23 protein-coding genes are annotated in these 25,858 nt (G+C 66.0%); 15 read left to right on the forward strand and 8 right to left on the reverse strand.

Annotated features, from left to right (window positions below):
• Positions 1-10: 10 nt before the first annotated feature.
• On the reverse strand, positions 11-838 hold the full coding sequence (locus ABLE71_RS04050) for an IclR family transcriptional regulator (protein WP_348782070.1): 828 nt from the start codon (positions 836-838) through the stop codon (positions 11-13).
• Positions 839-915: 77 nt separating this feature from the next.
• Between ABLE71_RS04050 and ABLE71_RS04055 the strand changes: the two genes are divergently transcribed.
• Positions 916-2,046 carry a mandelate racemase/muconate lactonizing enzyme family protein gene (locus ABLE71_RS04055; protein ID WP_348782071.1) on the forward strand — a complete coding sequence of 377 codons (1,131 nt, stop codon included), beginning with the start codon at positions 916-918 and terminating at the stop codon, positions 2,044-2,046.
• Here ABLE71_RS04055 and ABLE71_RS04060 read toward each other — a convergent pair.
• The 3 genes from ABLE71_RS04060 to nanR all read right to left on the reverse strand — a co-directional run bounded on the left by ABLE71_RS04060 (position 2,043) and on the right by nanR (position 4,919).
• On the reverse strand, positions 2,043-3,206 hold the full coding sequence (locus tag ABLE71_RS04060) for a mandelate racemase/muconate lactonizing enzyme family protein (protein WP_348782072.1): 1,164 nt from the start codon (positions 3,204-3,206) through the stop codon (positions 2,043-2,045). The two genes, ABLE71_RS04055 and ABLE71_RS04060, sit on opposite strands and share 4 nt — an antisense overlap.
• A gap of 1 nt (position 3,207) precedes the next feature.
• Positions 3,208-3,960, reverse strand: a complete 753-nt coding sequence (locus ABLE71_RS04065; RefSeq protein WP_348782073.1) for an SDR family NAD(P)-dependent oxidoreductase — start codon at positions 3,958-3,960, stop codon at positions 3,208-3,210.
• A gap of 245 nt (positions 3,961-4,205) precedes the next feature.
• Complete coding sequence (gene nanR, locus ABLE71_RS04070) at positions 4,206-4,919, reverse strand: transcriptional regulator NanR (protein ID WP_348782074.1); 714 nt, start codon at positions 4,917-4,919, stop codon at positions 4,206-4,208.
• Positions 4,920-5,088: 169 nt separating this feature from the next.
• Here nanR and ABLE71_RS04075 point away from each other — a divergent pair, with 169 nt between their 5' ends.
• From ABLE71_RS04075 to ABLE71_RS04135, 13 genes are all read left to right on the forward strand, one after another.
• A complete protein-coding gene (locus ABLE71_RS04075; protein ID WP_348782075.1) occupies positions 5,089-6,027 on the forward strand; it encodes a 2-dehydropantoate 2-reductase in 939 nt (312 codons plus the stop codon).
• A 63-nt stretch (positions 6,028-6,090) separates the two neighbouring features.
• Positions 6,091-7,623, forward strand: a complete 1,533-nt coding sequence (locus ABLE71_RS04080; RefSeq protein WP_348782076.1) for a sugar ABC transporter ATP-binding protein — start codon at positions 6,091-6,093, stop codon at positions 7,621-7,623.
• A gap of 2 nt (positions 7,624-7,625) precedes the next feature.
• Entirely contained in the window at positions 7,626-8,633 is a 1,008-nt protein-coding gene (locus ABLE71_RS04085; protein WP_348782077.1) for an ABC transporter permease, read from the forward strand.
• 141 nt (positions 8,634-8,774) lie between these two features.
• On the forward strand, positions 8,775-9,794 hold the full coding sequence (locus tag ABLE71_RS04090) for a substrate-binding domain-containing protein (protein ID WP_348782078.1): 1,020 nt from the start codon (positions 8,775-8,777) through the stop codon (positions 9,792-9,794).
• Positions 9,795-9,879: 85 nt separating this feature from the next.
• Complete coding sequence (locus ABLE71_RS04095; protein ID WP_348782079.1) at positions 9,880-10,698, forward strand: MBL fold metallo-hydrolase; 819 nt, start codon at positions 9,880-9,882, stop codon at positions 10,696-10,698.
• The gene (locus ABLE71_RS04100; protein WP_348782080.1) at positions 10,698-11,717 is read left to right on the forward strand and encodes a zinc-binding alcohol dehydrogenase family protein; all 1,020 of its coding nucleotides are present in this window, start codon (positions 10,698-10,700) and stop codon (positions 11,715-11,717) included. Before ABLE71_RS04095 ends, ABLE71_RS04100 begins: the two co-directional genes overlap by 1 nt.
• Complete coding sequence (locus ABLE71_RS04105) at positions 11,714-12,565, forward strand: fumarylacetoacetate hydrolase family protein (RefSeq protein WP_348782081.1); 852 nt, start codon at positions 11,714-11,716, stop codon at positions 12,563-12,565. The genes ABLE71_RS04100 and ABLE71_RS04105 overlap by 4 nt, the downstream gene beginning before the upstream one ends.
• A gap of 4 nt (positions 12,566-12,569) precedes the next feature.
• Positions 12,570-13,610 (forward strand): Gfo/Idh/MocA family oxidoreductase, encoded by a 1,041-nt coding sequence (locus ABLE71_RS04110; protein ID WP_348782082.1) that lies wholly within the window; start codon positions 12,570-12,572, stop codon positions 13,608-13,610.
• A gap of 19 nt (positions 13,611-13,629) precedes the next feature.
• The gene (locus ABLE71_RS04115) at positions 13,630-13,989 is read left to right on the forward strand and encodes a putative quinol monooxygenase (RefSeq protein ID WP_348782083.1); all 360 of its coding nucleotides are present in this window, start codon (positions 13,630-13,632) and stop codon (positions 13,987-13,989) included.
• Positions 13,986-15,824 carry a hypothetical protein gene (locus tag ABLE71_RS04120; RefSeq protein ID WP_348782084.1) on the forward strand — a complete coding sequence of 613 codons (1,839 nt, stop codon included), beginning with the start codon at positions 13,986-13,988 and terminating at the stop codon, positions 15,822-15,824. Before ABLE71_RS04115 ends, ABLE71_RS04120 begins: the two co-directional genes overlap by 4 nt.
• A 123-nt stretch (positions 15,825-15,947) precedes the next feature.
• The gene (locus ABLE71_RS04125) at positions 15,948-16,973 is read left to right on the forward strand and encodes an ABC transporter substrate-binding protein (protein ID WP_348782085.1); all 1,026 of its coding nucleotides are present in this window, start codon (positions 15,948-15,950) and stop codon (positions 16,971-16,973) included.
• Between the two features lie 9 nt (positions 16,974-16,982).
• The gene (locus tag ABLE71_RS04130; protein ID WP_348782086.1) at positions 16,983-19,256 is read left to right on the forward strand and encodes an iron ABC transporter permease; all 2,274 of its coding nucleotides are present in this window, start codon (positions 16,983-16,985) and stop codon (positions 19,254-19,256) included.
• On the forward strand, positions 19,256-20,353 hold the full coding sequence (locus ABLE71_RS04135; RefSeq protein ID WP_348782087.1) for an ABC transporter ATP-binding protein: 1,098 nt from the start codon (positions 19,256-19,258) through the stop codon (positions 20,351-20,353). The genes ABLE71_RS04130 and ABLE71_RS04135 overlap by 1 nt, the downstream gene beginning before the upstream one ends.
• A 69-nt stretch (positions 20,354-20,422) precedes the next feature.
• Here ABLE71_RS04135 and ABLE71_RS04140 read toward each other — a convergent pair whose 3' ends face one another.
• Positions 20,423-21,865 carry a DUF1254 domain-containing protein gene (locus ABLE71_RS04140; protein ID WP_348782088.1) on the reverse strand — a complete coding sequence of 481 codons (1,443 nt, stop codon included), beginning with the start codon at positions 21,863-21,865 and terminating at the stop codon, positions 20,423-20,425.
• A 133-nt stretch (positions 21,866-21,998) separates the two neighbouring features.
• Here ABLE71_RS04140 and ABLE71_RS04145 point away from each other — a divergent pair, with 133 nt between their 5' ends.
• Complete coding sequence (locus ABLE71_RS04145) at positions 21,999-23,135, forward strand: AraC family transcriptional regulator ligand-binding domain-containing protein (protein ID WP_348782089.1); 1,137 nt, start codon at positions 21,999-22,001, stop codon at positions 23,133-23,135.
• Positions 23,136-23,191: 56 nt separating this feature from the next.
• On the opposite strand, the gene ABLE71_RS04150 is transcribed toward ABLE71_RS04145, so the two are convergent.
• The 3 genes from ABLE71_RS04150 to ABLE71_RS04160 form a co-directional block, all read right to left on the reverse strand.
• Positions 23,192-23,992 carry an inositol monophosphatase family protein gene (locus ABLE71_RS04150; protein WP_348782090.1) on the reverse strand — a complete coding sequence of 267 codons (801 nt, stop codon included), beginning with the start codon at positions 23,990-23,992 and terminating at the stop codon, positions 23,192-23,194.
• A 140-nt stretch (positions 23,993-24,132) separates the two neighbouring features.
• Entirely contained in the window at positions 24,133-24,339 is a 207-nt protein-coding gene (locus ABLE71_RS04155; RefSeq protein ID WP_348782091.1) for a hypothetical protein, read from the reverse strand.
• A 151-nt stretch (positions 24,340-24,490) separates the two neighbouring features.
• Entirely contained in the window at positions 24,491-25,711 is a 1,221-nt protein-coding gene (locus ABLE71_RS04160) for an MFS transporter (RefSeq protein WP_348783657.1), read from the reverse strand.
• Between the last annotated feature and the right edge of the window lie 147 nt (positions 25,712-25,858).

Consider the following 25,858-nt stretch of genomic DNA (forward strand, 5'->3'; position numbering starts at 1 on the left):
GAGCAGATTTTCAGCCGAGCCGGCGCGACAGCTTCTCGGCTGCGTTCATCACGCGCTCGATGAGATAATCCCGGTTGGGCTTGGTCAGCCGCTGTTCGGGCGCGACCACGCTCAAGGTGGCCACACAGCGGCCTGCCGCATCGACCACCGGCGCCGCGACGCAGCCGGCGTGCTCGTTGGTCTCGTTGATCTCGGTCGCATAGCCCTGGCGGCGGAATTTCCGGATCTGCGTGATCAGCTTCTTCACGTCGGTCGCCGCCCGGCCCGTCGGCGAGGGGCGCACCGTCGCGGTCAGCAGCGCCGTCAAGGCCTTGTCGTCCAGGTCGGACACGAGAAGCCGGCCCGCCGCCGCCCAGTTCACCGGAACGCGGGAGCCGACCTGGCTGATGATGCGCAAGGCGCGCACCCCCTCCTCCTTCAGCAGCACCATCATCAGGTCGTTGTCGAGCACGGAGAGCTGCACGGTCTCGCCGGTCTCGTCGCGCAGCTGCTCGGCAATGCGGCTGCCGTCCTTCAACAGATCGACATGGCCGCGATAGGCCATGCCGAGCTCGAACAGCTTGCGGCCGAGGAAGAGCCCGCTGCCGCGGCCGGACGGCGCCAGATAGTCGCCTTCCGACAGCGTGCGCACCAGTTCGTAGGCGGTGGATTTCGGGATCGACAGCTCGGTAACGATCTGCGCGACCGTGATCGGCTCGGCCCGCTTGAGCATCAGCTCGAATATGTCGAGCGCGCGGCGCACGCTGCGCGAGCCGGTGCTTTCTTCGTCCGCGGCGGTTTCGGGACCGGATTCCGGCTGACCCTTGGCATTCGATTTGAGCGAGGTGCGTATGTTCATCGTTCTTGTTTTTCCAGGATTGCGGACTACCGTCCGGCATTCGGAAATGTTACGGTGCCTTGAACGGAGGGAGCGGCATGAAAATCGTGGACATCGAGGTGATCGAGCTGCGCGTCCCCGGCTGGACCGGCGAGACGTTCGACGGGTCATACGACAATTGTCTGGTTCTCGTCCACACTGACGAAGGCCTATCCGGGATTGCGGAAGTGGACAGCGTGCCTTCGGTGATCCGGGCGATCGTCGATGCGCCGCGCTCGCACACCCACGCCATGGGGCTGAAGCAGGCGATCGTCGGGGCCGATCCAGGCGACGTCGAAGGCCTGTGGGAGCGCATGTACGACCTCACCAGCTATTACGGCCGTCGCGGCGCCGTCATTCACGCCATATCGGCCGTCGACATTGCGCTGTGGGACCTGCGCGGCAAGGTTCGGGGCAAGAGCGTCGGCGCGCTGCTCGGCGCCCAAAAGCGCGACCGCGTGCTCGCCTACGGCACCGTCTATCCGCTCGGCGAAACGGCTGACGACGTGCGCCGCAATATCGACCGCGGCCTGAAGCTCGGCCTCAAGGCGATCAAGATCGTCGCCGACCCGTTCTGGCGCGACGATCTCGACAAGACGGCGGAGCTCATCCGCGCCGCGCGCGAGCATGTCGGCCCCGACATCCGGCTCATGGTCGACGCCGCCACCGCCTGGACGAAGGCCGAGCAAGGCCTGCCGCTGATGCCGATCTTCAAGCAATACGATTTCTTCTGGGTCGAGGCGCCACTGCCGATCGACGATCTCGACGGCCATGCGCGCTTCCAGGGTTTCGGCGTGCCGATCGGTGGCGGCGATCTCGGCCTGACCACCCGCTTCGAATACGAGGAAGCCTTCGTGCGCGGCAGGATCGACATCGCCCAGCCCGACGTCACCATGGCCGGCGGCATCACCGAACTGATGCGCATCTCCGAACTGGCCAGGCGTCTGGGCAGGCGCGTCGTCACCCATGGCTACAAATCGAACATCACGATCGCCGCCAACCTCGCCTTCCTGTCGCAGCATTGGGCCGACGAGCCCTGCGAATATTCGACCAGCCAGTCGCCGCTGCGCTGGCAACTGACGAAGGAAGCCTTCCCGATCGAAGCGGACGGGCGGATAACGGTTCCGACCGCTCCCGGCCTCGGCGTCAGCCTCGACCCGGCGACCGTGGAAAAATACCGGATCGGCTAATCCACCCGCCAGCGCGCGACCAGTTCCTCGTTCAGCTCGACACCCAGCCCCGGCCCGGTCGGCAGTTCCATGAAACCGTCGACCACGGCGGGCTCGGGCGACACCAGTTCGCGCCTGAGCGGGCTGTCGAAGACCAGCGGCGAGACATATTCGAACACCGGCGCCGCCGGGCATGCCGCCTGGAAATGCCGCCCGGCGGCCGAGGTGATGCCGGTCTTCCAGCCATGCGGCACGACCTCGGCGCCGAAAAGCTCGCACATGTCGGCGATGCGGCGGATCTCGGTCAGTCCGCCGCCGCGCCCGATATTGGGCTGCACGACGCCGACCTTGCCGACCGTCAGCCATTCGCGCACCTCGAAGCGGGTCGCAGCCGCTTCTGCGCCGCCGATGCGGATTGAGCTCTTTTCCGCGAGCCGCGCATGGCCCGCGAGGTCGTCATGCTGCAGCGTCGCCTCGGCGAAGAAGATGTTGGCGTCCGCCACGCGCTCCAGCACGAACAGCGCATCGTGCCAATTGTGCCAGCGATAGCCGAAATCGACCGCCATGGTGATCTCGTCGCCGAGCATTTTCCGGCCTTCGTGGATCAGGTCGACCAGCTCGCGGTCGGTGACGAGATCGTAGAACAGCACCTCCATCTTCACCGCGCGAAAACCAGACGCCAGCGCCGTGTCGAACTGCCTGCCGATCTCGCGCATCAGCTCGGCTATGCCGCGTCCCTGCGCCAGGCCCGGAAAGATGGTGCAGTATGGCCTGAGCTTCTGCCGCCGCGCGCCGCCCATAAGCTTGTACGCAGGCACGCCGAGCTGCTTGCCGGCAAGGTCGTGCAGCGCGATGTCTATCGCCGAGATCGCATGGATGCCGAGCCCGCGGCGGCCCGGCCAGAAGGTGCCGTCATAGAGCTTCTGCCAGATGGCGGCGATCTCCAGCGGATCCTCGCCGACCAGGATCTCGCCGGCATTGCGGCTCCACAGATGCGCCGTCGGCATTTCGAGGAAGCTCTTCACCGCCCCGGGCGGCGCATCGGCCTCGCCGAAGCCGTAGCGGCCTTCTTCGTCGAACACTTTTACGATCACCGTGTCCGCCGTGCCGTCGAGGTCGTTCGCCGAGCTTGCCGGCGAGAAGACCGGAATGACCTCGATCCGTGCGATCCTGCTCGTCATCTCAATAGACCGCGCGGCCGCCGGAAAGGTCGAAGGTGAAGCCGGTGGTGAAGCTGCAGGCCGGCGAGACGATCCAGGCGATCATCTCGGCAGCCTCCTCCAGCTCGCCGCAGCGCTTCATCGGTATCTTGTCGGTCATGTAGGCGACCTGCGCCTCGGGCAGCGCCGCCACCATCGGCGTGCGGATCACCGCCGGCGCCAGCGCATTGATGGTGATGCCAGTCTCGGCATAGTCCTTGCCCATCGACTTCACCAGGCCGATGACGCCCGCCTTGGTGGCGGAATAGGCGGTCATGCCCGCATTTCCATCTTTCCCCGCTATCGAGGCCAGATGAAGGATGCGGCCGTAGTTCTTCTCCATCATGTGTGGCAGCACCGCCTGCGAAACCAGGAGCGGGCCAAGCATGTTGATGCGGTAGACGAGGTCGAAATCGTCGGGATCGACCTCGTGCACCTTGAGATTGGTCTTGCCGGTGACGCCCGCGCAATTGACCAGCGCATGGAGCTGCCCGCTCTCGCGAAGGACCGCGTCCCAGACGGCCTTCTGCGACCTGTCGGTAATTTCCAGCGCATAACCGGCCGCCTTGCCGCCGGCGGCGGCGATTTCGTTGGCCGCGCGCCGCGCGCCTTCGCCGTCGCGGTCGAGGCAGATCACTGCCGCGCCCCGCCCCGCCATCAGCGACGCGGCCGCACGCCCTATTCCGCTCGCCGCCCCGATGATTGCGATCGTATAGGGCGTGGGGAAACTGGTCATGCGGAACTCCTGCGCATCATGCCGGCAAGGTCCTCCCGCCGGGTCTGCGCAGACCATAGGCCATTCCGGTTATCTAGACAATTGTCCGTAATGCCGGACGAACAGGCAGGAGATTGGAGCAGTGGGAACCTCGCGACGGCGCCTATGTGTCCTCGGGCCGTCGCGGAAAATCGGGAACGCCGGTACGGAATGAGGCCGGTGCCGCAACAGCGCGGCTTCACACGCCGCGCGCGTCGGGCTGCCGCTCAGCTTTCGCCGCGCTGTTGCCAGAACGTATTGGCGAGCTGTTCGAGGTGGTTGCGCATGGCTGCTTCCGCCGCATCCGCGTCGCGCGCGGCGATAGCCTCGTAGATCGCTTTGTGCGCGTTGTAGGCGGTCCGCTCCTGGCCGCTCGCCCTCAACGTCACCACGCGCTGCTCGGTCAGCCATTCCGAGATCTGGTCGTGCAGCGCGATGAAGATCGGATTGCGTGCGATCTTGGCAAGCTCGAAGTGGAAGGCGATGTCCGTCGCGGTAAACTGGTCCGAATCGCCGATCGCCTTCTTGTTGGCGTCGAGCGCCCGCTTCAGCGCCGCGAGATCGTCCTCCGTCGCGGCCCTGGCCGCCTCGCGCGCCAGCCCCACCTCGAAAAACAGACGCGCGCCCTGGAAGTGCCGCTGCCCCTCGGCCTTCGACAGCATCTGGCGCACCGCCGGCGCCATGCCGGTGAAGATGTGGCTCGCCGTCGGCATCAGCACGCGGGCGCGGGCGCCGTTGGTGAGTTCCACCAGCCCGGCCTTCTGCAGCGAGATCAGTGCCTCGCGAATGGCCGGGCGGCCGACGCCGAAGCTGGTCTGGAGATCGCGTTCGGGCGGCAACTGGTCTCCCGGACGCAGCTTGCCGGCCAGGATCTGCGCCTCCAGATGAGCCGCGACATGTTCGAAGAGCTTCTTGCGCTCGATGACGAGTGGATCGACCATGTACCTTTCATACCATCATGCTTGACAACCATGCAATAGCTTGCAAGGATCAAAGCTCAAGACGGCCCGGATGGGAAGAGCGGGGAGCCATGACTCCACAGCTTTGTCATGCGTCCTGTCCTGAAAAAGCGGTCGTTGGGACTGCGGCAAAGCTGGTGGAGGAAACTGCATGAGAATCGCCATTCTGGGCGGCGGCGGAGCTATGGGCGGCCTGTTCGGCGGCTATCTTTCGCGCGCCGGCAACGACGTCACCCTGATTGACGTCTCCCGGGCGGCGATCGAAGCGATCAACGGCCGGAAACTGACCATAGAGGAAAAGGACGGCAGCCAGCCTGCCTTCGCCGTCAAGGCGAGCGACGACCCGAAGAGCGTCGGCCCGGTCGATCTCATCGTCAATTTCGTCAAGTGCTACCACACCGAGGCCGCTATCAGATCCGCCGCCCCGATGATCGGCCCCGAAACCGCGGTGCTCAGCCTACAGAACGGCTGGGGCAACGCCCCGCGCATCGCATCGATCGTCGGCGAGGACAGGGTTCTGGTCGGCCTGACCTATCACAGCGCGACGCTGCTGGCGCCCGGCCGGGTCAAGCATCCCGGCGCCGGCATGACCTATATCGGCGAACTCGGCGGCAAGCCCACCAGCCGGCTCGAAAAGGTCGCCGAGGCCTTTCGCGGCGCCTCCTTCGACGTGACCATCTCCGACAGCATCCTCGATGAGGTCTGGAAGAAGCTGGCGCTCAACGCCTGCACGCTGCCGACCTCGGCGCTGCTGCGTTTTTTCGCCCACGAACTCGTAGCTTTCGAGCCGGCGAAGCTCGAAATGGCGGCCATCCTGCGCGAGGTGGTCGACGTCGCCAACGCGCAAGGCATCGCACTCGACTATGACGAGCGCTGGAACGCGATCGTCAGCCTGCTCGAGAAGGCGATCGGCGGCAAGGCCTCGATGCTGCAGGACGTGGAAGCCATGCGGCAGACCGAAATCGAGGTGATCAACGGCGCCATCGTCGAGGCTGGCAGGCGCGCCGGCGTCGCCACGCCGCACAACCAGGCGATGGTCTGGATGGTCCAGGCCGCCGAGCAGCATTACCTCAAGGCGAAGACGCAGTGATGGCCCGGCGCCTCGCAGCGATCGGCAACCGCTCCGCAGCCGCAAGGCCGGTGGTGGGCTGACATGGTTCCGCGCGTCGAAGTCCGCAACCTCACCAAGACGTTCCCCGGCGTGCGTGCGCTCGACGACGTCTCGATGACGGTCGAGGCCGGCGAGATACGCGCGCTTCTCGGCGAGAACGGCGCCGGCAAGTCCACCCTCGGCAAGATCGTCGCCGGCGTCTATTCGCGCACGGCCGGCGCGGTGCTGTTCGACGGCGCCGAGGTCGGCGACATCGACGAGCGGGCGGCCGGCGATCTCGGCATCGGCATCGTCCATCAGGAAGGCTCGCTCGTGCCGCAGCTTTCCGTCGCCGAAAACATCTTCGCCGGGCGCCAGCCGACCAAATGGCTCGGCCAGGTCGACAAGCAAGTCATGCGAGACCGCGCCGCGGCGCTGATCGCCGAACTCGGCGTGGCCATCGACCCGACCCTCAAAGTGGCATCCCTGTCTCCGGCCCAGGCGCAGATCATCGAGATCGCCAAGGCGCTGTCGCGCGATCTGCGTGTCCTCATTCTCGACGAGCCGACCGCCGCGCTCACCCTCACCGAGACCGAAAAGCTGTTCGAGGTGGTGCGCAAGCTCGCCGCGAACGGCGTCTCCATCATCTACGTCTCGCACCGGCTGGCCGAGATTTTCGCGCTCTGCGATTCGGTGACGGTGCTGAAGGACGGCAAGTTCGCCGGCATGCGCAGGGTCGCCGAGACCTCGACCGACGAGTTGATCCGCCTGATGGTCGGCCGCGAGGTCCACATCAAGCGCGACGGCGCCGCGCGCCGCGTCGGCGACATCGTGCTCGAAGCAACCAATGTCGGCGCGCCGCCTTTCGTCCGCTCGGCATCGATGACCGTGCGGGCCGGAGAGATCGTCTGCCTCGCCGGCCTGATCGGCGCCGGTCGCACCGAATTCTGCGAGACCATCTTCGGTGCGCGCCGCCGCCGCTCCGGCGACATCAGCATCGGCGGCAGGCCGTTCGATCCGACCGGACCGTGGGACGGCAAGGCGGCCGGCATCGGCATGGTGCCGGAGGACCGCAAGCGGTCCGGGCTTTTTCCCGCCATGGACGTCGTCAGCAACATCTCGGCCACCGTGATGCGCAAGGTCTCGACCGGGGCGCGCTACTCGCAGCGCAAGGCCGATGCGCTCGCCTCGGCATTCGTCGACGAGCTCAGGATCGCCACGCCGAGCATCCGCCAGCTTGTCGGCAACCTCTCCGGCGGCAACCAGCAGAAGGTACTGCTCGCCAAATGGCTGGCGGTGGAGCCTAGGCTCTTGATCGTCGACGAGCCGACGCGCGGCGTCGACGTCGGCGCCCGCTCGGAAATCTATCGCCTGCTGCGCGCCCTTGCCGCGCGCGGCGTGGCGCTTGTCGTCGTCTCGTCGGACCTGCCCGAGGTGCTGGCGCTCGCTGACCGCATCATCGTGATGGCCGAGGGCAACACGGTCGGCGAACTGCCGGGCGATACGGCGACGGAAGAACAAGTGCTGAGGCTGGCCACGAAATACACGGCTTCGGTCGCGGAGGCGCGCCGCGATGCGGCCGCAGCGGAGGTTTAGAAATGACTGAGGCCGTTCATATCCAGGAAGCCGTGCAGCAGCGGGAATCGCTGCTGCTGCGGGTCGTCCGCCGCTTCGCCGATTCGCGCGAACTGACGCTGCTGATCCTGGTCGCGATCCTCGCCATCGGCATGAGCATCGTCTACCCGAACAATTTCCCGACCGGCGCCAACCTTCGCGCGGTGCTCCTGAACCTCGCGCCGGTCGGCATCCTCGTCTGCGGCATGATGCTCCTGATGATCGCCGGCAGCTTCGACCTCTCCTGCGGCTCGACGCTTGCGCTGGCGGGCGTCTGGGCCGGCGTGGTCGCCGGCTGGTGGGGCTGGCCGGCGGAGGTCGCCGTCCTGGTCGGCATCGCCGTCGGGGCGATCGCGGGATTGATCAACGGGCTGATCGTGACCCGCATCGGTATCAACGCGCTGATCGCCACGCTCGGCACGCTCACCATCTATCGCAGCCTCACCTACGTCACCGCCGGCACGGGCGTCACGCCGATCTCGGACGCCTTCGCCGCCTACGGCCGCGCCGCCGATCCGATCCTGCGCATCCAGTCGCCATTCTGGGTGATGCTCGTCATCGTGCTGGCCGGCAGCTGGCTGGTGTCGCGCACGCGCTTCTTCCGCCAGTTCTATTTCGTCGGCGGCAATCCGCGCGCCGCCCAGCTCTCCGGCATCCGCGTCGACCGCCTCACGCTGGTCGCCTTCATCATCATGGGCGCTCTCGCCGGCATCGCAGGTGTCTTCGGCGCCGCGCGGCTCAACAGCGCCGTCGTCAATGCCGGCGTCGGCATCGAGCTCAAAGTCATCACTGCCACCGTGCTCGGCGGCGCCAGCCTCAAGGGCGGCGAAGGCACGATCATCGGCGGCATACTCGGCGTCCTGTTCATCGCGCTCATCGAGAACGCGATGATCATCAACGCCATCGGCGTCTTCTGGCAGGGCATGGTCGTCGGCCTGGTCCTGCTCTTCGCAGTCTCGCTCGACCGCTTCAAGACGAGCGGCCGCGTGTGAAGTCGATCCTCGAGGGGGTCGGAGAGCATCGGCGAATCCGGTGCTCAACAGAGCATCGGCAAACCCCGATGCTCAGATGGAAAGCTCCGGGCAACCGGGAGGAACTGCAACTGGGAATGCCTGTCCTGTGGAGGAAATGAAATGAGAACAATGATGAAATCACTGCTCGCAGCCGCGGCGCTTGCCGCTTCGGCGGCTGCCTTGTCGGCGCCGGCTTCGGCGCAAGAATCGGAGTACGGGCCTGCCGACGCGAAATACACCTATTACTGGATTTCCAACAAGGCGAACCTGCCGCTGTTCGTCCAGTACGACTATGTCGGCATGAAGCGGATCGCCGAGGAGCTCGGCGTACGCGTCGTCGTCGCCGGCCCGACCGATTTCGACGTGCCCGGCTTCATCGCCGCCGTCGACCAGGTCTGCGCGCAGAAGCCCTCCGGCGTCTCCGTCGTCGGCGGCTGGGATCCGTCGCTGACGGAATCCGTCAAGAAGTGCATGGAGCAGGGCGTGCCGACCGTCGTCGACGACGGCGACCTGCCCGACTCCGGCCGCCTCGCGTATATCGGCACGAACTGGACCCAGGTCGGCGTCGCCCAGGCGAAGAAGATGATGGAGATGCTGCCCAACGGCGGCAAGCTCGGCATGATGTCGATCATCAACGCCGGCAACATGCGCGAGGCAGTCGCCGGCTTCACCGCCTATATCGAGGCCAATGGCGGCGGCAAATACACCATCGTCGCCAACGAGGACGACGGCGGCGACGCCCAGAAGGCGGCGCAGGTGACCGCGGCGATCATCGCTGCCAACCCCGACATCGCCGGCCTTGCCGGGTTCGATTCCGAATCCGGCGCGGGCATCGTGACGGCGCTGCGCGAAGCCGGCAAGAACCCGGGCGACATCAAGGTCACCGCGATGGAGCAGACGCCTGACTTCTTCAAGACAGCCAAGGAAGGCTGGGTCGACGGCATCGTCGTGCAGAACCGCGAGCTCTTCATCTACTACGCGGTGAAGCTGCTGCACGACTACAACACCAACACGCTGAAGTCGGCCGGCCTCGGCTCGGCTGACGGCGGCCGTCCGATCCCCGATACCGTCGACACCGGCGTGCTTCTCGTCACCAAGGACAATGTCGACAAGGTGCTGACCGCGCTCAACGTGAAGTAGGACGATCAACGGCGAGGAACGTTTCCTTGCCAGCCTCCGGCGATCTACTCCCTGTCGCCGGAGGCATTTTCAGACGGAGCATCGCATGACAACCTCGCCCACGACCCGCATCCGCTTCCACGGCGTCGCCGCCTACGAGATCATCACGAGTTCGGGAATACGCATCCTGTGCGACCCCTTCCTCGACCAGAACCCCGGCGCGCTCACTAAATCGGGCGACTTCGACAAGGTCGATCTCGTCATCGTCAGCCACGCCGCCTTCGACCACCTCGGCGACACCGACAAGATCGCGGCGAAATACGGCTGCCCGGTCGTCTGCGGCGGCGAGGTCAAGGCCTGGCTGATGGATCGCGGCATCCCCGCGTCGCAGATCCGCGCCACCACCTGGGGCATCCGCGTCAAGGTCGCCAGCATCGAGATCCAGCCGCTCGAATGCCATCACTGGTCGCAGATCCGGCTGAAGGACGGCAGCTTCATCTCCGGCGTGCCGATGGCCTTCATCGTCTATGCCGACGGCCTGCGCTTCTACCACTACGGCGACACCGCGATCTTCAGCGACCTCAAGCTGCAGGGCGAGCTCTACAAGCCCAATGTCGGCTGCATCGGCATCGCCAATCCGCAGGAGATCCTGCACTTGAACCCAATGCCGGGCGAGATGATGACCGGCGAAATGAGCCCCTATGAGGGTGTGCTCGCCACGCAATGGCTTGGCCTCGAGACGGTGCTGCCCTGCCACTACATCACGCTCAACGGCGACGCCGACGTCGCCGAATACATGAAGCACCACCGCGAGGCGAAAGCGCGGGGCGGCAGGATCGCCGACCCCTACCTGCTGAAGTCCGGCGAGTGGATCGAGTTCGACGCGGCCGGCAAGGTCCTGCGTCCCGCGGCGGCCGCCGCCTGATGCGCGCCGCGATCTTCGACGCGCCGCAGGCGATCCGGATAGTGGATGTCGCAAAGCCCGTGCCCGGGCCGGGCGAGGTGCTGGTCAAGGTGAAGGCTGCGGGCCTCTGCGCCGGCGACCTCTATATCTACACCGGCAAGAACCCCTATGTGAGCTACCCGCGCATCGGCTGCCACGAGATATCCGGCGTCGTGGAAAGCTACGGCTCGGATGCTGCCGGCCCCGCTCCGGGCACCCGCGTCGTCGTCGATCCCTTCATCGGCTGCGGCAAATGTTACCCCTGCCGCATCGGCAAGCGCAATTGCTGCGCCAACCTCGCCATCATCGGCGTCCACCGCGAGGGCGGCTTCGCCGACTATGTCGTCGCCCCCGCGCAAAACCTCAACGTCGTGCCCGACGCCCTCACCGATTTCGAGGCGGCCTTCGCCGAGCCGGTCGCCATCGGCGTGCAGGGCTGCCGCCGGGGCCAGGTCACCGCCGACGACACCGTGCTCGTGCTCGGCGCAGGCCCGATCGGGCTCGCCGTGGTCGAGGTGGCCCGCGCGCGCGGCGCGAAAGTCTACGCTACCGATATTTCGGCGGAGAGACTTTCGACCGCGGCCGATCTTGGCGCGATAGCTGTTGCCGGCGGCGCCGGCCTAGTCGAGCGCGTGCTCGAACTCACCAACGGCGAAGGCATGCCGGTCGTGATGGAAGCGACCGGTGCGGTTCCCGCGATGGAGCAGACGATGGACCTCGTCGCCGCGGGCGGGCGCATCGTCATCCTCGGCCTCGTCAAAAAGGGGCAAGGCATCACCCTGCCCGGCCTCGACTTCACCCGCAAGGAAGTCACGATCCTCGGCTCGCGCGCCTCGGTCGACTGTTTCCCCGAGGCGCTCGACCTGCTCGCGTCCGGCAAGATCCACTATCCTGAGATCGCCAGTTCCTTCGCTCTCGGCGAGGCGCCCGCAGTTTTCGCAAAACTCGCAGACAACCCGATGGCCCTGCACAAGGCCGTCTTCATACCGGAGGCCGCATGAAATTCGTTACATTCTCGCACAGCGCGGGCAAGCACCATCACGCCGGCGTGCTCGAGGGCGCTCAGGTTGCCTGCCTCACCGAAGCCGGCATCGCCGGCAGCGTTCTGGAGATCGTCGAGGGCGGCGCCGCGGCTCTCGACAAGGTGCGCGCAGGCCTCGCCAAGGCGCCGCGCTACGCGCTGTCGGACGTCAAGCTTGAGGCGCCGATCCGGCCGGGCAAGGTTCTCTGCTCGGGCATCAACTACAAGGGCCATGCGCTGGAGAATCCCAATGCAAAAATGCCGACGGAGCCGTTCTTCTTCGCCAAGCTGCCTAGCTCCGTGGTCGGCCACGACACGCCGGTCGAAAAGACCGCACGCACCGAGCAGATGGATTACGAGGTCGAGTTTTCCGCCGTCATCGGCAAGCGCCTGTTCAAGGCCAAGGAAGCCGACGTGATGCCGGCGATCTTCGGCTATACGCTCCTGAACGACATCTCGGCGCGTGACGTGCAGTTCAAGGACAACCAGATCACCATCGGCAAGAACCTCGCCGGCTACGCGCCGATCGGCCCCTGCATCGTCACCGCCGACGAGCTGACGCGGCCGGACAATGTCGCGCTCAAGACCCGCCTCAATGGCCGCACGCTGCAGGACGGCAGCACGTCGGATTGGTTGTTTTCGCTGCCGCAGCTCATCTCCTTCCTCTCCGGCTTCATGCCGCTGGAGCCCGGCGACATCGTCACGACAGGCACGCCGGCCGGCGTCGGCGTCTTCCAGAACCCGCAAATCTTCATGAAGGCCGGCGACGTGGTCGAGATCGAGGCGGCCGGCATCGGCATCCTCAGAACCCCGATCGTCGCGGGCTGACCACATGGCCAGGACCATCCGCATCGGCGTCATCGGCTGCGGCTTCTACGCGCAGAACCATCTCAACGCCTGGCGCGACCTCGCTCCTGATGGCGCCGCCCTCGCCGCCGTCTGCGATGTCGATCCCGCCAAGGCGAAGACTGCCGGCGAAACGTTCGGCGTGCCCTGGTACACCGACGTGAAGGCGATGCTCGGCGCGGAGAAACTCGATGCGATCGACATCGTGACGCGCCAGGACACGCATCGCGCGATCGCCGAGACCACCATCGCGCATGGCGTCTCGACCATTGTCCAGAAACCCTTCGCGCCGACATGGGAGGACGCCACGGCCATCGTCGACGCGGCAAGAAAGGCCGGCGTCTGGCTCGCCGTGCACGAGAATTTTCGCTTCCAGGCGCCGCTGCGCGCCGTGCGCAAGGTGATCGACTCCGGCGCCATCGGTCAGCCGAGTTGGGCGCGCATCACCTTTCGCACCGGCTTCGATGTCTACAAGACCCAGCCCTATTTCCTCGATGAGGAAAAGCTGGTCATCGCCGATGTCGGCGTTCATGTGCTCGACGTCTCTCGCTTCCTGCTCGGCGATGTCTCGCGCATCTCCTGCGAGATCCAGCGCCGCAACCCCAGGGTCAAGGCCGAGGACGACACCGCGACCATGCTGCTGCGCCACGAGAGCGGTGCCGTCAGCGTGGTCGAAGCCACCTACGAGGCGCGCCGCGCCGACGACTGGTTCCCGGAGACGCTGCTGGAGATCGAGGGTCCGCGCGGCTCGATCATCGTCACGGCCGGCTGCAACATGAAGGTGACCAGCGACGGCAAGGCCACGACAAGCGACATCGGCGCGCCGCTGCTTTCCTGGACCTCGCATCCCTGGCATGTCAGCCAGGAAGGCGCGATGGGCGCCTGCCGCCATTTCCTCGACTGCCTGCAGCGCGGCGTGCCGGCCGAGACGCGCGGCAAAGACAATCTGAGGACCTACGCACTGGTCGACGCCGCCTATCGCGCGGCGGCCGAACACCGCGCGGTCGCGCCAGTGAAATGGATCTGATCGTGCTCGGAGGCGGCCGGTGACGACAGTGGTTCAGTCCACGACCGAAGAGCGGCAGGCATCGCCTTCGGCGAACGCCTTTGCCATCACCGTCTCCTTCGAGCTGGAGGATGGCGCGGCGGAAAAGTTCCAGCGCCTCGTCGCCGAGAATGCGCGCCAGTCGGTCGCGCTGGAGCCCGGCTGCCTGCGCTTCGACGTGCTTTTCCCGACCGGTGGCGCGGTGGGCCGCGAGGTTTTCCTCTACGAAATATACACCGACCAGGCCGCCTTCGACATCCATCTCGCCTCGGCGCATTTCAAGAGTTTCGACGAGGAGACGCGGCCGCTCGTCCGCAAGAAGACGGTGAATACCTTCACCGTGGGCCAGAACGCGAAATGAGCATCGGCCCGCTGGAACTGTTCGGCACGGACGAGCCGCCGCCCGAACGACGACGCCTTGCCGCCGGCCTGCTCTCGGCGGTGCTCGAAGACGGCAATCTGCGCGACATACGTTTTGCCGGCATCGAGATCGTCCGCGCCATCAACTACCTTGCCCGGGACGAGTCATGGGGCACGTTCAAGCCGACGCTCTCCAACTTGCGCGTCACGCAAGGCGAGACCAGCTTCGCCGTCGACTATGACGGGTTGTGCGGCGAGCCTGGCGTGGGCTTTTCCTACACGATGCGCATACGCGGCGACGCGTCGGGAACGCTGACGATGGAAGCAGTGGGCGTCGCGCTCGCGGACTTTCCCACCAACCGCACCGGCTTCGTCATTCTTCACGCGACCGAAGCCGCCGGCGCGCGCATAAGCTTGCTTCACAGTGACGGCGCGCGCGAGGAAGCTGTCTTCCCGCTGCGGATCAGCGCCGACCAGCCCGCCTTCGACATAAAGGCGATCACCCACGAGGCCGCTCCGGGTCTCACCTGCACCGTCGAGATGGAAGGCGACGCCTTCGAGATGGAGGACCAGCGCAACTGGGCCGACGCTTCGTTCAAGACCTATGTGCGGCCTCTGTCGAAACCGCGCCCCTATGTCATCGCCAAGGGTTCTTCCGACCGCCAGCGCATCACCGTCAGCGTCGAGGGCAAGGCGCCGGCGCAGGGCACGGCTGCTTCCGGCTCCGCAAACCTCTCTTTCGGCGCACCGGTCGCGCGCATGCCTGATATCGCGCTGTTCTTCGACGAATCCGGCCTCGGCAGCCTGCCGCCAGATGGCGCGCCGCAGATCCTGATTGCGCGGCTCGACCCAGGCGATCCGGACAGCGTCGCCGGCCTTTCACGCATCGCCGCCTTCGCAAGGGACAGCCGCGCCTCCATCGCCGTCGAGCTCGTGCTTGGCGCCCGCAATCCCGATGCGGAGGCGGCCGAGGCGCTGAGGTCGATCAAGTCCGCGGGCCTGTCGCCGGCCGCCCTACTCGTCTCGCCGCGCCGCGAGTTCACGTCGCGGCCAAGCAACGCCCTGCCCGACGGCGAGGGTCCGATCGACGAACTGGTTGCCGCGCTGAGACGCGCAGGCTTCGCTAGGCCGATCGGCGCCGGCACGCCGTCCTATTTCACCGAATTCAACCGCAACCCGCCCGGAACGGCCGGCGACTTCGTCTTCTTCAGCATCGCCGCGACGGTTCATGCCGCCGACGACATTTCAGTCGCCGAGACGCTGTCGGTCTATCCGACGCTGGTCGAAAGCGCCCGCGCGCTTTGTCCCGGAAAACCCGTCTGGCTCGGCCCCTGTACCATCGGCGTCAGACACAACCCGTACGGCTCCGCCACGCAGCCCAACCCGTCCAACCGCCGCGTGCCTTCCGCAACCATCGACCCGCGCCAATCCGCTCTGTTCGCAGCAGCCTACGCCGTCGCGGCGGCTGCTCAGGTCGCATCGTCAGGCGTCGAAACGCTGATCCTCGCAGCGCCCTCGGGCCCGTTCGGCATCTTCAACGCCGACGGCTCGTCCCGCCCCATCAAGGCCGTCGTCACGGAACTCGCCTCCGCCTCCGGCTTGGAGGGCCATGCCCTCCACACCGGCATCCCCGGCGTCTACGGCATTGCCTATGGCTCCGGCCGGAACCGCAAAGCGCTGGTCGCCAACCTGTCGCCCGAGCCCGTCTCGCTTACCTTCCCGGCCGGGCTTACAAGCGCCTCCTTGCTCCAGCCCGAAGCTGCGTGGTCGGCGGCAGCGCAACAGGGCGATCGCCTTGATCTTCCCCCCTACCGGACCGCGCTTCTCCCGGCCTGACGAAGCGTCGACCTCTTCCGCCGATCGGGTCACCAACTCCGTATTGCAATTCGCCGGGAAAATTCCGAATGTGCCGGAAGTCGCGAATTATTTAGACGACGAACAAAGGGAGGAATTCAAGGCATGAAAACGATCTATCTTCGTTCGGCCGCCGTAGCAGCCTTTCTGACGGCAGGCGCCGTATCGGCAAGCGCGCAAAGCCTCACCCTCTACTGCTCTGCCGATGAGGCCTGGTGCCAGCAGATCAAGACCGGCTTCGAGGAGAAGACCGGCATCACCGTCGACATGACGCGCAAGAGTTCGGGCGAGACCTACGCCCAGGTGCGCGCCGAGGCGTCCAATCCCAAGGGCGACGTCTGGTGGGGCGGCACGGGCGACCCGCATCTCCAGGCCGCGGAGGAAGATCTGACCGAGGCCTACGAATCGCCGATGCGTGCCGAGCTCCACGACTGGGCGATCGGCCAGGCCGAAGCGGCTGATAACAAGACGATCGGCGTCTATTCCGGCGCGCTCGGCTTCGGCTACAACAAGGACCTGCTGGCCAAGAACGGTCTGCCCGAGCCGAAATGCTGGGCCGACCTGATCAAGCCGGAGTTCAAGGGCCATGTCCAGATCGCCAATCCGAACTCGTCGGGCACCGCCTACACGATGCTCGCCACGATGGTTCAGCTGATGGGCGAGGAGGCCGGCTTCGAATACATGAAGTCGCTTCACAAGAATGTGAACCAGTACACCAAGTCGGGCTCGGCCCCGATCAAGGCCGCCGGTCTCGGCGAGACGACAGTCGGCATCGTCTTCATGCACGATGCGGTGGCGCAGACCGCCGCCGGCTTCCCGATCGTCACCGTCGCCCCCTGCGAGGGCACCGGTTACGAGATCGGCTCGATGTCGCTGATCAAGGGCGCGCGCAATCCGGACCAGGCCAAGCAGTTCTACGACTGGGCGCTCAGCGCCGAGATGCAGGACAAGGCCAAGGACGTGAAGTCGTACCAGATTCCGTCGAACAAGAACGCCACGCCTTCGCCGCTCTCGCCTGACCTGTCGACGATCAAGCTGATCGACTACGACTTCAAGAAGTACGGCTCAAGTGACGAGCGCAAGCGCCTGCTCCAGAAGTGGGACACCGAGGTCTCGACGCTGCCGCAGTAGCCCGGCGCCTTGCGCGCTAAGCGAACCGCCCCTGCCCTTCACCCGACCGTCGTCCTGTGGACGGCGGTCGGTCTTGCCGGCTACTGCCTGCTGCCCTGGTATGGGCTGAACAGAAACTTCTTCACCTTCTCCTGGCTGTTCGACGGCTGGCCGCTTTCGGGCAACGTCGCTCCCGCGCTCTTTCTGGTGCTGCAGGGGGAAAAGCTCTGGCTGGCGCCGCTCGGCGCTCTCCTGCTCGCGCCTCTTCTCCTGTGGCGGCGCAAGAAGCAGGAGCCTTTCTTCGGCGCCCTGCTGATCGCGGTCGGCGCCGCCGGCCTTGCGTGGTTCCTGCTGCAGGGCTTCGGCATCGGGCTGCGCGGCTTCCAGTGGCAATGGCTGACGGCCATGTTCGGCGAACTCGGCGATCGCCAGTTCGGCATGGGCTGGGGCGCGGTGCTGGTGGGCGGCGCCTTCCTCTTCCTCCTGACGCTTGGATTCGCCGCGCGCGGCGCGGTCGGCGGCGACGAGTTCGTCGTCGGCTCGATCGGCTTCGTCGTCGCCGTCGTCGCGCTCTTCATCTTCATGCCGATCCTGCAGATGTTCTCCAGCGCGCTGGTCACCCAGGACGGCGACTATTCGTTGAGCATTTTCCTGCAAAAACTGTTCAGCGACCGGCTCTGGGGCCTTGCCTGCCTGTCGGGCGGGCAGCGCTGCGGCGTCGCCTGGAACTCGCTGTTCCTCGCCGTGCTCGTCGGCATCGTCACCACCGGCCTCGGCCTCGTCTTCGCGCTGATGGTCACGCGCACCGGCTTTCGCTACGCCGCCCTGCTGCGCGCGCTCACCGTGCTGCCGATCATCACGCCGCCCTTCGTCATCGGGCTCGCCATCATCCTGCTCTTCGGCCTCTCGGGCATCGTCACGCAGGGCTTCTCGGAACTGTTCGGCGTGCAGCCGACGCGCTGGGTCTACGGACTGCCGGGCCTCGTCATCGCGCAGGTGCTGGCCTTCACGCCGATCGCCTTCCTCGTCATGATCGGCGTCGTCGAGGGCGTCAGCCCGTCGATGGAGGAAGCCGCGCAGACGCTGCGCGCCAACCGCTGGCAGACCTTCGTCACCGTGTCGCTGCCGCTGATGCGGCCGGGGCTCGCCAACGCCTTCCTGCTCGGCTTCATCGAGAGCATGGCCGACTTCGGCAATCCGCTCGTGCTCGGCGGTAATTTCGACGTGCTGTCGACCGAGATCTTCTTCGCCATCGTCGGCGCGCAATACGACCAGGCGCAGGCGGCCATCCTGGCGCTGGTGCTTCTGTTCTTCACGCTCGGCGCCTTCTACGCGCAGCGCTTCTGGCTCGGCAAGAAGTCCTACACCACCGTGTCGGGCAAGGGCGACGCGGGCGTCCACCCGCAACTGCCCGCGACCTTCCGCAAGGTCGTCTACGCGGTGGCAGGCTTGTGGACGCTGTTCACGCTCTTCATCTACGTGACCATCTTCTACGGCAGCTTCGTCAAGCTCTGGGGCGTCGACTTCTCGCTCACCTTCGACCACTACGTGAAATCCTTTGCCATCGGCTGGAACGAGTTCGGCATCCACTGGCGGGGCGCTGCCTGGAGCTCGTTCTGGACGACGATGCAGATCGCGCTGATCTCGGCGCCGCTGACGGCCGGGATCGGCCTCATCACCGCCTACCTTTTGGTGCGGCAGAACTTCGCCGCCAAGGACGCCTTCGAGTTCGGCACCATGCTGTCCTTCGCCATCCCCGGCACGGTGATCGGCGTCTCCTACGTCATCGCCTTCAACGTGCCGCCGATCGAACTCACCGGCACCGGCATCATCCTCGTGCTCTCCTTCATCTTCCGCAACATGCCGGTCGGCGTGCGCGCCGGCGTCGCCTCGATGTCGCAGATCGACCGCAGCCTCGACGAGAGCTCGCTGACCCTCGGCGCCAACTCCTGGCAGACCTTCCGCAAGGTGGTGCTGCCGCTCTTGCGGCCCGCGATCCTCGCCGCACTCGTCTATTCCTTCGTGCGCGCCATGACGGCGATCAGCGCCGTCATCTTCCTGGTCAGCGCGCAATACGACATGTCGACCAGCTACATCGTCGGCCGCGTCGAGAACAACGAGTACGGCATCGCCATCGCCTATTCGGCGGTGCTGATCGCCGTCATGCTCTTAGTCATCGGCCTGATGCAGCTCGCCGTCGGCAGCCGCAACATCGGCCGTCGCGGCAGCGGCGACCTGTCGCAATCGCGCACCAATGTGAGCCTGCCCCAGGGCGGCGCGCCCGTGATTTCCGGAGGAGGATGATGGCCGAGATCAAGAGCAACGCCGCTTCGGTCGAGTTCCGGAACGTCACCAAGATCTACGGCAAGAGCAAGACGCCGGCCGTCAACGACATCTCGCTCAACATCGAGGCCGGCAGGCTGGTCACGCTGCTTGGACCCTCCGGCTGCGGCAAGACCACGACGCTGCGCATGATCGCGGGCCTGGAGATGGTGACATCAGGCCAGGTGCTGATCGGCGGCGCCGACGTCACCAGGCTGCCTGCAACCGACCGCGACGTGTCGATGGTGTTCCAGTCCTACGCGCTGTTCCCGCATATGACGGTGCGCGAAAACGTCGAATACGGCCTGCGCTTTTCGGGCTTCGCCAAGAAGGAAGTCGCCGGCCGCGCCCAGGCCGGGCTCGATCTCGTCGGCCTCTCCGGCTACGGCGAGCGCCTGCCCAGCCAGCTTTCCGGCGGCCAGCAGCAGCGCGTGGCGGTCGCCCGCGCGCTGGTGCTCGAACCGCAGGTGCTGCTCTTCGACGAGCCGCTCTCCAATCTCGACGCCAAGCTGCGCCGCCATGTCCGCGAGGAGATCCGCGAGATCCAGCAGAAGCTCGGCCTGACCGTCGTCTACGTCACGCACGACCAGGAGGAGGCGCTCGCCGTCTCGGACCGCATCATCGTCATGAACAACGCCGTCGTCGCGCAGGACGGCACGCCGCGCGATCTCTACGAAGCGCCGGCCAACGCCTTCGTCGCCGACTTCATCGGCGAGGCCAATATCTTCGATTGCGAGATCGCCAGCGTGGCGGACGGCGTCGCTTCCGTCAGGCTGGGCGGCCTGACGCTTGCCCTGCCGGCGCGCGGCTTCAAGCCCGGCCCGGCCAGACTCGCCGCGCGGCCGAGCCGGCTGGTTCTCCACCCGGCCGGCACGCCCGGCACGCTTGCCGCCACGATCGCCAAGGCGACCTATGTCGGCAGCCACCTCGAATTCGTGGTCTCCACCGCGCTCGGCGAGGCGTTTGTCGTATCCCCCGACGTAGACGCGTCCTTCGCGACCGGCCAGGCCGCCGGGCTCGGTTTTCCGGCGAAAGGCCCGGTTCTGATCGCATCCGAGGTCGCCGGCCCCAAAATGTGACCCCGTTTTGTGACCCAGGCTGTCAGGCGTGGCGACGAGCGCGGCCTGACAGCGCGTTGCAGCGGATGATCAGCCGACCTTCTTCACGGGCGGTATCGTCCACGAACCGTCGATGATCGACGGATTGCTTTCGTTCGGCCAGTAGAGGCGCATCATCAGGATGAACTTTCCCTTCGGGGCGGGCAGCCAGTTGGACTCCTTGTCGGCGCCGGGGGATTCGTTCTGGATCAAAAGGTCGATCGAACCGTCGGCGTTGGCCTTGAGCGGCTGGCGGGCGCTGATCGAATAGCGGTTCAGCGGGTTGTCGACGAAGAAATAGTTCTCGTCATACATGGTGAGCGACCAGAAGCCGGAAACCGGCGGCGTCAGGCCCTTCTTGAAGGTCAGGACGTATTTTTCCGAACCGTTGTAGGCTCTCTTGATCAGACCGCTATCCGCCTTCATGGACGTCGGATAGATCGCGTCCTGGGGCCGGTTGGCGCCAAGGCCGATCGCCGTCACCAGCGCCCGCTGGATATAGTTGACGCCATAGATCCCGGTCTTGGTCGTGAAGCCCCATCCGTTGATGTCCTGGACATCTCCGTCGCTGAACTTGAAATGCAGCATGATGCGGGCGAAGGCGATTTGCGGGACACGCTTGGCAAAGGCGGGATCGAACTTGCTCTTGTCGAAGTCCTGTCCGGGCACGATGCCTATCTGGGCAAGCTTCTCGACCATCGGCGCATCGGCCTCGGTCGGGGGGTTGGTTTTCAGGAGTTCGGCCAGCAGCGTGAAATACTCGACCGCGTCCATGTTGTTGACCTGGTCGCGTACCGCCGTCTTCATGTCGATCGAGGGGTCCACCTTGCCGGGGGGCGGGGTCCAGTCCTTGCCGTAGGCGCTCAACGGATAGAGCTTCACCTCATCCTGGATCTTGTGAACCGCAGCGTAGTCCTCCGGCGTGCCGGTGCAATAGATGCGCCCGAGCAGCCAGACGATGCTGGTCGGCGACTTGTACTGCCTGACGCCTTCCGGCAGCGTACCCTCCCAGCCGGGGCCGGTGATGGCGAAGGTCTGTGCGCCGGTGCCGGTGGTGCGTTTTCCCGGAACGTCGAAGACCGTCGTCCAGCCGTCGAGCATCGGGAACAGGGCATAGCGGTCATGCAGATCCGGCAGGCTGACGATCCAGGGCTCCTTGCCCACGTCGAGGAAGGCGGTTGTGTAAAGCGTGTCCGCGTTGGGCGCCGTCACGTCGCGGAATGCCGCATTCGGATATTCGCGCAGCTTGATGAGGTGGCCCATCGGACCTTTGGTGCCCTCGGGCTCTACGACATTGGTGACGACGCGACGTGTCATCTCCATGGTGACCAGAGGATAGCCGTAGGTGTAGGCCTCGACCGCCAGGCCGAATTCGTCGGAACCCTCCATCAGGTCCGAGACCAGGCCTTCCGCAAGTGCGCTGGGCGACCCGAGCGAGGTCGCGGCCAGCAAGCCGGCGCCTCCAAGGGCCACCGTGCGACGTGAAATTTTCATGCTTCCCTCCTTGGTTGTTCACGGAAAAACGCTTGGCTGCGCAAAGGTCCAAGCGTAAACTTCACCTTCGCGCGGACCTGCCCTTTGCAGCGCAGTCATATCTTTTACTTAACCGTTATGTACACGACGCAAGATGTTTTTGACCAACCATTTTGCGCCAACACCCCGCAAGCTTGCCGAGGCTTCCCGGTTCGATTCGGTGCCCGTCATCTCGATCACCGCGCTCGCCGGTGTCCCCGGCTTCGTCCGCGGCGCCTTCGGCGAGAAATTGCTCAGGCAGGCCAACCGGGCGGCCATGCTCGATATCGAGGCGATCGACGACAAGGACTGTTTCGTCCCGCACGTCACCATGAGTACGTTCGTCAGCGCCGTCGCCAGGCTGGCAGGCGAGGACAGCTTCGGGCTGATGCTGGCGCCTCACCTGACCGTTGCAAGCTACGGATGCTGGGGCGAATATGTGCTTGGCGCCCCCACCCTGGGCGACGCCATCCGGCGGGCCATCGCCACGATCGGGTTTCACAGCAGGGGCGATGCGCTGTCGCTCGTCGTCGTGGCAGGGCAGGCGCGCCTGAGCTACGCCAGCGCGGCGAAGGGGCTGGACGGATATGCGCAAGTCGCATGCGGCGCGGCAGGCGTCGTCGTCAACGTCTGCCGGTCATTCCTGCCGGCTCACATTCCGCTGCGATGCGTCGAGCTCGACATTCCGACGCCGCGGCGGCCTGGCGCCTTCGAGGATGTTTTCGGCTGCGCCGTCATTTTCGACGCCCCTGCCGTGACGGTCTGCTTCGATGCCGACCGGCTCGGCGCCGTTCGCCGTTCGCGCGGCGCGCCTTCGCCCGTTACGGTCGAAGACCTGGCGCGGGCACGCGTGGACTGCAGGAAGCTCGCCGGTCTGCGCGATGTGCTTGCCGAGCAGGTATGGTCCCAGGTGCTGGCCGGCAGCGTGTCGATCGAGAGCGCCGCACGTTCCCTGGACACCAGCGTCCGCACGCTGCAGCGCGAGCTTCACCGCGAGGGCACGGACTTCCGGGCGATCACGAACCTGGTGCGCAGCCGAAGGGCGCTAGAACTGCTACGCCGCCCGGACCTCTCGGTCACTCAGATATCCGGGTCGTTGGGCTATTCGGCGCCGGCACACTTCGCCCGTGCGTTCCGCAAGGCCACGGGCCTCGGCCCTCAGGAGTTCCGGCGGTTCGTGGCGAATCAATCCGCGCGGCCGGATTGGTCCAGCGACGGGGTCCAGTCGGCCGATATCGCAAACTCGATCTGACCGCCGCCGGGCACTCGCCACCGGCGAAGTGCTGACAGTCAGTTGATCCGCACGCCTCAGGCCTTCTCCAGCCCGAACGTCTTCGCGCAGAGCGCGTAGATGTCGTCATAGACATCGGCTCCGCCGGCGACGACGACCGTACCCTCCTTCAGCACCGTCTTAGGATCGGGCGTGACGATCCTGCCGCCCGCTTCTTCGATCAGCAGCAGGCCGGCGATGCAGTCCCAGGCGTTCATGTGGTTCTCGATGTAGCCGATCAGCCGGCCCGACGCGACATAGGCGAGCATCAGCGCGCCCGAGGCGTTGCGGAAGAACACGCCGCCCTTGGCCAGCAGGTCGGTGATGAGGCCGGGCACGGCCGCCGTCTCGCGGCGGTTGGAGAAGCCGATGCCGAGCGAGCCGTCGCCGAGGCTCTTGGACGCGCTCGCGCGCATCGGCTTGCCGTTCAGCCAGGCGCCGCCGCCTTTCTCGCCGTAGAAGGTCTCGCCGGTAGACGGCTCGTGGATGACGCCGATGACCGTCACGCCGTCCCTGGCGCAGGCGATCACCACGCACCATGCAGGGATGCCCTTGACGAAGTTGGCCGTGCCGTCGATCGGATCGATCACCCAGTCGTAGCCCGTCGTACCCTTTGTCGGCGCGTGCTCCTCGCCGACGACGCCGTCGTCGGGATAGGCCTTCGCCAGTTCGCGCCGCACGAACAGTTCGACCTCGCGGTCGGCCTCCGACACCAAATCCTGATGGCCCTTGGCCTCGATGGTCAGGGAGTCGAGTTTCCGGAAGTACTCCATGCCGAGTTTTCCGGCGCGCTCGGCGAGTTCGCGGGTAAAGGTCAGGCGTTCGCTGTGGGTGGTCATGGGATTCCGCTGCAAATCGAGGACAACGCAGGGCGAATGCCTCGCGCTAGGCCTTCATAGGCCAAGTCCCGCGCCCGTGGAAAGATCGCAGAAACGCAGTCGGCTAACAGCTTGACCGGAACCGGCCGACAGCGATGCGATCAGGCCGCGCGATCCGCCGGCCGCGAGGTCTTCGCCGCGAGATACATCAGGCTGTAGCTCGCGATATTCCTGTCCCATCCGGCTTTCACCGCAAGATCGAGGATCGCATCGAGATGCGGCCTCAGAGCCTCGCGGCATTCCTTTTCGTAGCTGGCGTCCTTGACCTGGGTCTTGGGCTTCTCGACGACTGGCTCTCGGATCAACATGGCATGCACTGCACTGACTGAGGGGAAGGTACGATGGTTCTCCTAGCCCCATCGTGCCGCCGGTCAAGCGCCTTGGGCGACATAAAGCCGACGCTCCACACATTCTTGTCCGCGACCGAAGCAAGACGGCAACACCACTTGGCGAAAGAAGCTACGCCGCCTGCGGCCTGGGGCTTCCCGATTTCCACAGGAGCATGAAGGCGATCAGCATGTTGAGCAGGTTCCAGGCGATGCCGTTCAGGAATGCAGCGGCGTAGGAGCCCGTCAGGTCGTAGATCCAGCCCGACATCCAGCCGCCCAGCGCCATGCCGGCGATCGTCGCCAGGACGACGATGCCAATGCGCTGGCCGGCCTGCGCGGCCGGCATGTATTCGCGCACGATGATGGCGTAGCTCGGCACGATGCCGCCCTGCGACAGACCGAAGACCAGCGAGACGACATAGAGCGAGGCCAGCCCGTCGAAGGGAATGTAGAGGAAAAGCGCCAGGCATTGCAGCGTCGAGCCGACGAGCAGCGTCTTCACGCCGCCGATCCTGTCGGCCAGGAAGCCCGAGGCGAGACGACTGACGACGCCGGCCGCCAGCATGAGCGACAGCATCTCGCCGCCGCGCGCCACGCCGTAGCCAAGGTCGACGCAATAGGCGACGATGTGCACCTGCGGCATCGACATGGCGACGCAGCAGCCGAGCCCGGCGACCACCAGCAGCGCCTGCAGCGCGGCGGGCGAGAGCGGGATCTGCTGCAGCGGCCGCACCGTGCCGCCGGCCGCCGCGTCCCTCAACGGCCTCTGCCGCCGCAGCATCAGCGCCAGCGGCGCCATCGCGGCAAAGCAGATCGCGCCGCAGGCAAGGTAGGCGAAGCGCCAGCCGCCATGGTCCATCATATAGGGCATCGCCACAGGCCACAGCGTGCCGGCAAGGTAGTTGCCGGCCGCGGCGACCGAGACGGCGACGCCGCGCCGGCGCTCGAACCAATGCGAGATGTCGGCCATCAGCGGGCCGAAGATGATGGACGACCCCGCGCCGATCAGCCCCTGCACGATGGTGAACTGGACGATCGACGTCGCCATCGAGGCGAGCGCGAAGCCTGCCGCCAGCACCACCGAGGCGATCAGCGCCGGCAGCCAGTAGCCGAAGCGGTCTATCGCGCGCCCGAGCAGGACGTTGCCCGCGGCGAAGCCCATCATGGTCGCCGTGTAGGGAAGCGACGCATCGGCGCGGTCGACGCCGAACTCGGCCTGCACGGCCGGCAGCACGACGATCACCGCCCACATGCCGACGCCGCCGACCGTGGCCAGCACCGTGCCTATGGCGAGCCGGGTCCAGGCATACGCGCCGTCAATGTCGGCGTCGGCGCCGCGTCCGGAAAACATGCCGGCAAAGGACAGTGTCACGTCGTCTCTTCCCTGCCCCGTGCGTCGAGGATCGGACCACGCCGCCGCGACGCGTCTCGTCAACCCTGGGGTGCGGAACCGTCTACCGGACGGGCTGGGTGAGAGCGAGCGCCACGGCCTTCAATC

Origin of the sequence: Mesorhizobium sp. KR9-304 (assembly GCF_040049215.1) — a bacterium.
GTDB lineage: Bacteria > Pseudomonadota > Alphaproteobacteria > Rhizobiales > Rhizobiaceae > Mesorhizobium_K.

Coding starts and splice junctions, on each gene's coding strand:
- ABLE71_RS04050 (WP_348782070.1), bottom strand. CDS start 838: ATGAACATACGCACCTCGCTCAAATCGAATGCCAAGGGTCAGCCGGAA.
- ABLE71_RS04055 (WP_348782071.1), top strand. CDS start 916: ATGAAAATCGTGGACATCGAGGTGATCGAGCTGCGCGTCCCCGGCTGG.
- ABLE71_RS04060 (WP_348782072.1), bottom strand. CDS start 3,206: ATGACGAGCAGGATCGCACGGATCGAGGTCATTCCGGTCTTCTCGCCG.
- ABLE71_RS04065 (WP_348782073.1), bottom strand. CDS start 3,960: ATGACCAGTTTCCCCACGCCCTATACGATCGCAATCATCGGGGCGGCG.
- nanR (WP_348782074.1), bottom strand. CDS start 4,919: ATGGTCGATCCACTCGTCATCGAGCGCAAGAAGCTCTTCGAACATGTC.
- ABLE71_RS04075 (WP_348782075.1), top strand. CDS start 5,089: ATGAGAATCGCCATTCTGGGCGGCGGCGGAGCTATGGGCGGCCTGTTC.
- ABLE71_RS04080 (WP_348782076.1), top strand. CDS start 6,091: ATGGTTCCGCGCGTCGAAGTCCGCAACCTCACCAAGACGTTCCCCGGC.
- ABLE71_RS04085 (WP_348782077.1), top strand. CDS start 7,626: ATGACTGAGGCCGTTCATATCCAGGAAGCCGTGCAGCAGCGGGAATCG.
- ABLE71_RS04090 (WP_348782078.1), top strand. CDS start 8,775: ATGAGAACAATGATGAAATCACTGCTCGCAGCCGCGGCGCTTGCCGCT.
- ABLE71_RS04095 (WP_348782079.1), top strand. CDS start 9,880: ATGACAACCTCGCCCACGACCCGCATCCGCTTCCACGGCGTCGCCGCC.
- ABLE71_RS04100 (WP_348782080.1), top strand. CDS start 10,698: ATGCGCGCCGCGATCTTCGACGCGCCGCAGGCGATCCGGATAGTGGAT.
- ABLE71_RS04105 (WP_348782081.1), top strand. CDS start 11,714: ATGAAATTCGTTACATTCTCGCACAGCGCGGGCAAGCACCATCACGCC.
- ABLE71_RS04110 (WP_348782082.1), top strand. CDS start 12,570: ATGGCCAGGACCATCCGCATCGGCGTCATCGGCTGCGGCTTCTACGCG.
- ABLE71_RS04120 (WP_348782084.1), top strand. CDS start 13,986: ATGAGCATCGGCCCGCTGGAACTGTTCGGCACGGACGAGCCGCCGCCC.
- ABLE71_RS04125 (WP_348782085.1), top strand. CDS start 15,948: ATGAAAACGATCTATCTTCGTTCGGCCGCCGTAGCAGCCTTTCTGACG.
- ABLE71_RS04135 (WP_348782087.1), top strand. CDS start 19,256: ATGGCCGAGATCAAGAGCAACGCCGCTTCGGTCGAGTTCCGGAACGTC.
- ABLE71_RS04140 (WP_348782088.1), bottom strand. CDS start 21,865: ATGAAAATTTCACGTCGCACGGTGGCCCTTGGAGGCGCCGGCTTGCTG.
- ABLE71_RS04145 (WP_348782089.1), top strand. CDS start 21,999: ATGTTTTTGACCAACCATTTTGCGCCAACACCCCGCAAGCTTGCCGAG.
- ABLE71_RS04150 (WP_348782090.1), bottom strand. CDS start 23,992: ATGACCACCCACAGCGAACGCCTGACCTTTACCCGCGAACTCGCCGAG.
- ABLE71_RS04155 (WP_348782091.1), bottom strand. CDS start 24,339: ATGTTGATCCGAGAGCCAGTCGTCGAGAAGCCCAAGACCCAGGTCAAG.
- ABLE71_RS04160 (WP_348783657.1), bottom strand. CDS start 25,711: ATGTTTTCCGGACGCGGCGCCGACGCCGACATTGACGGCGCGTATGCC.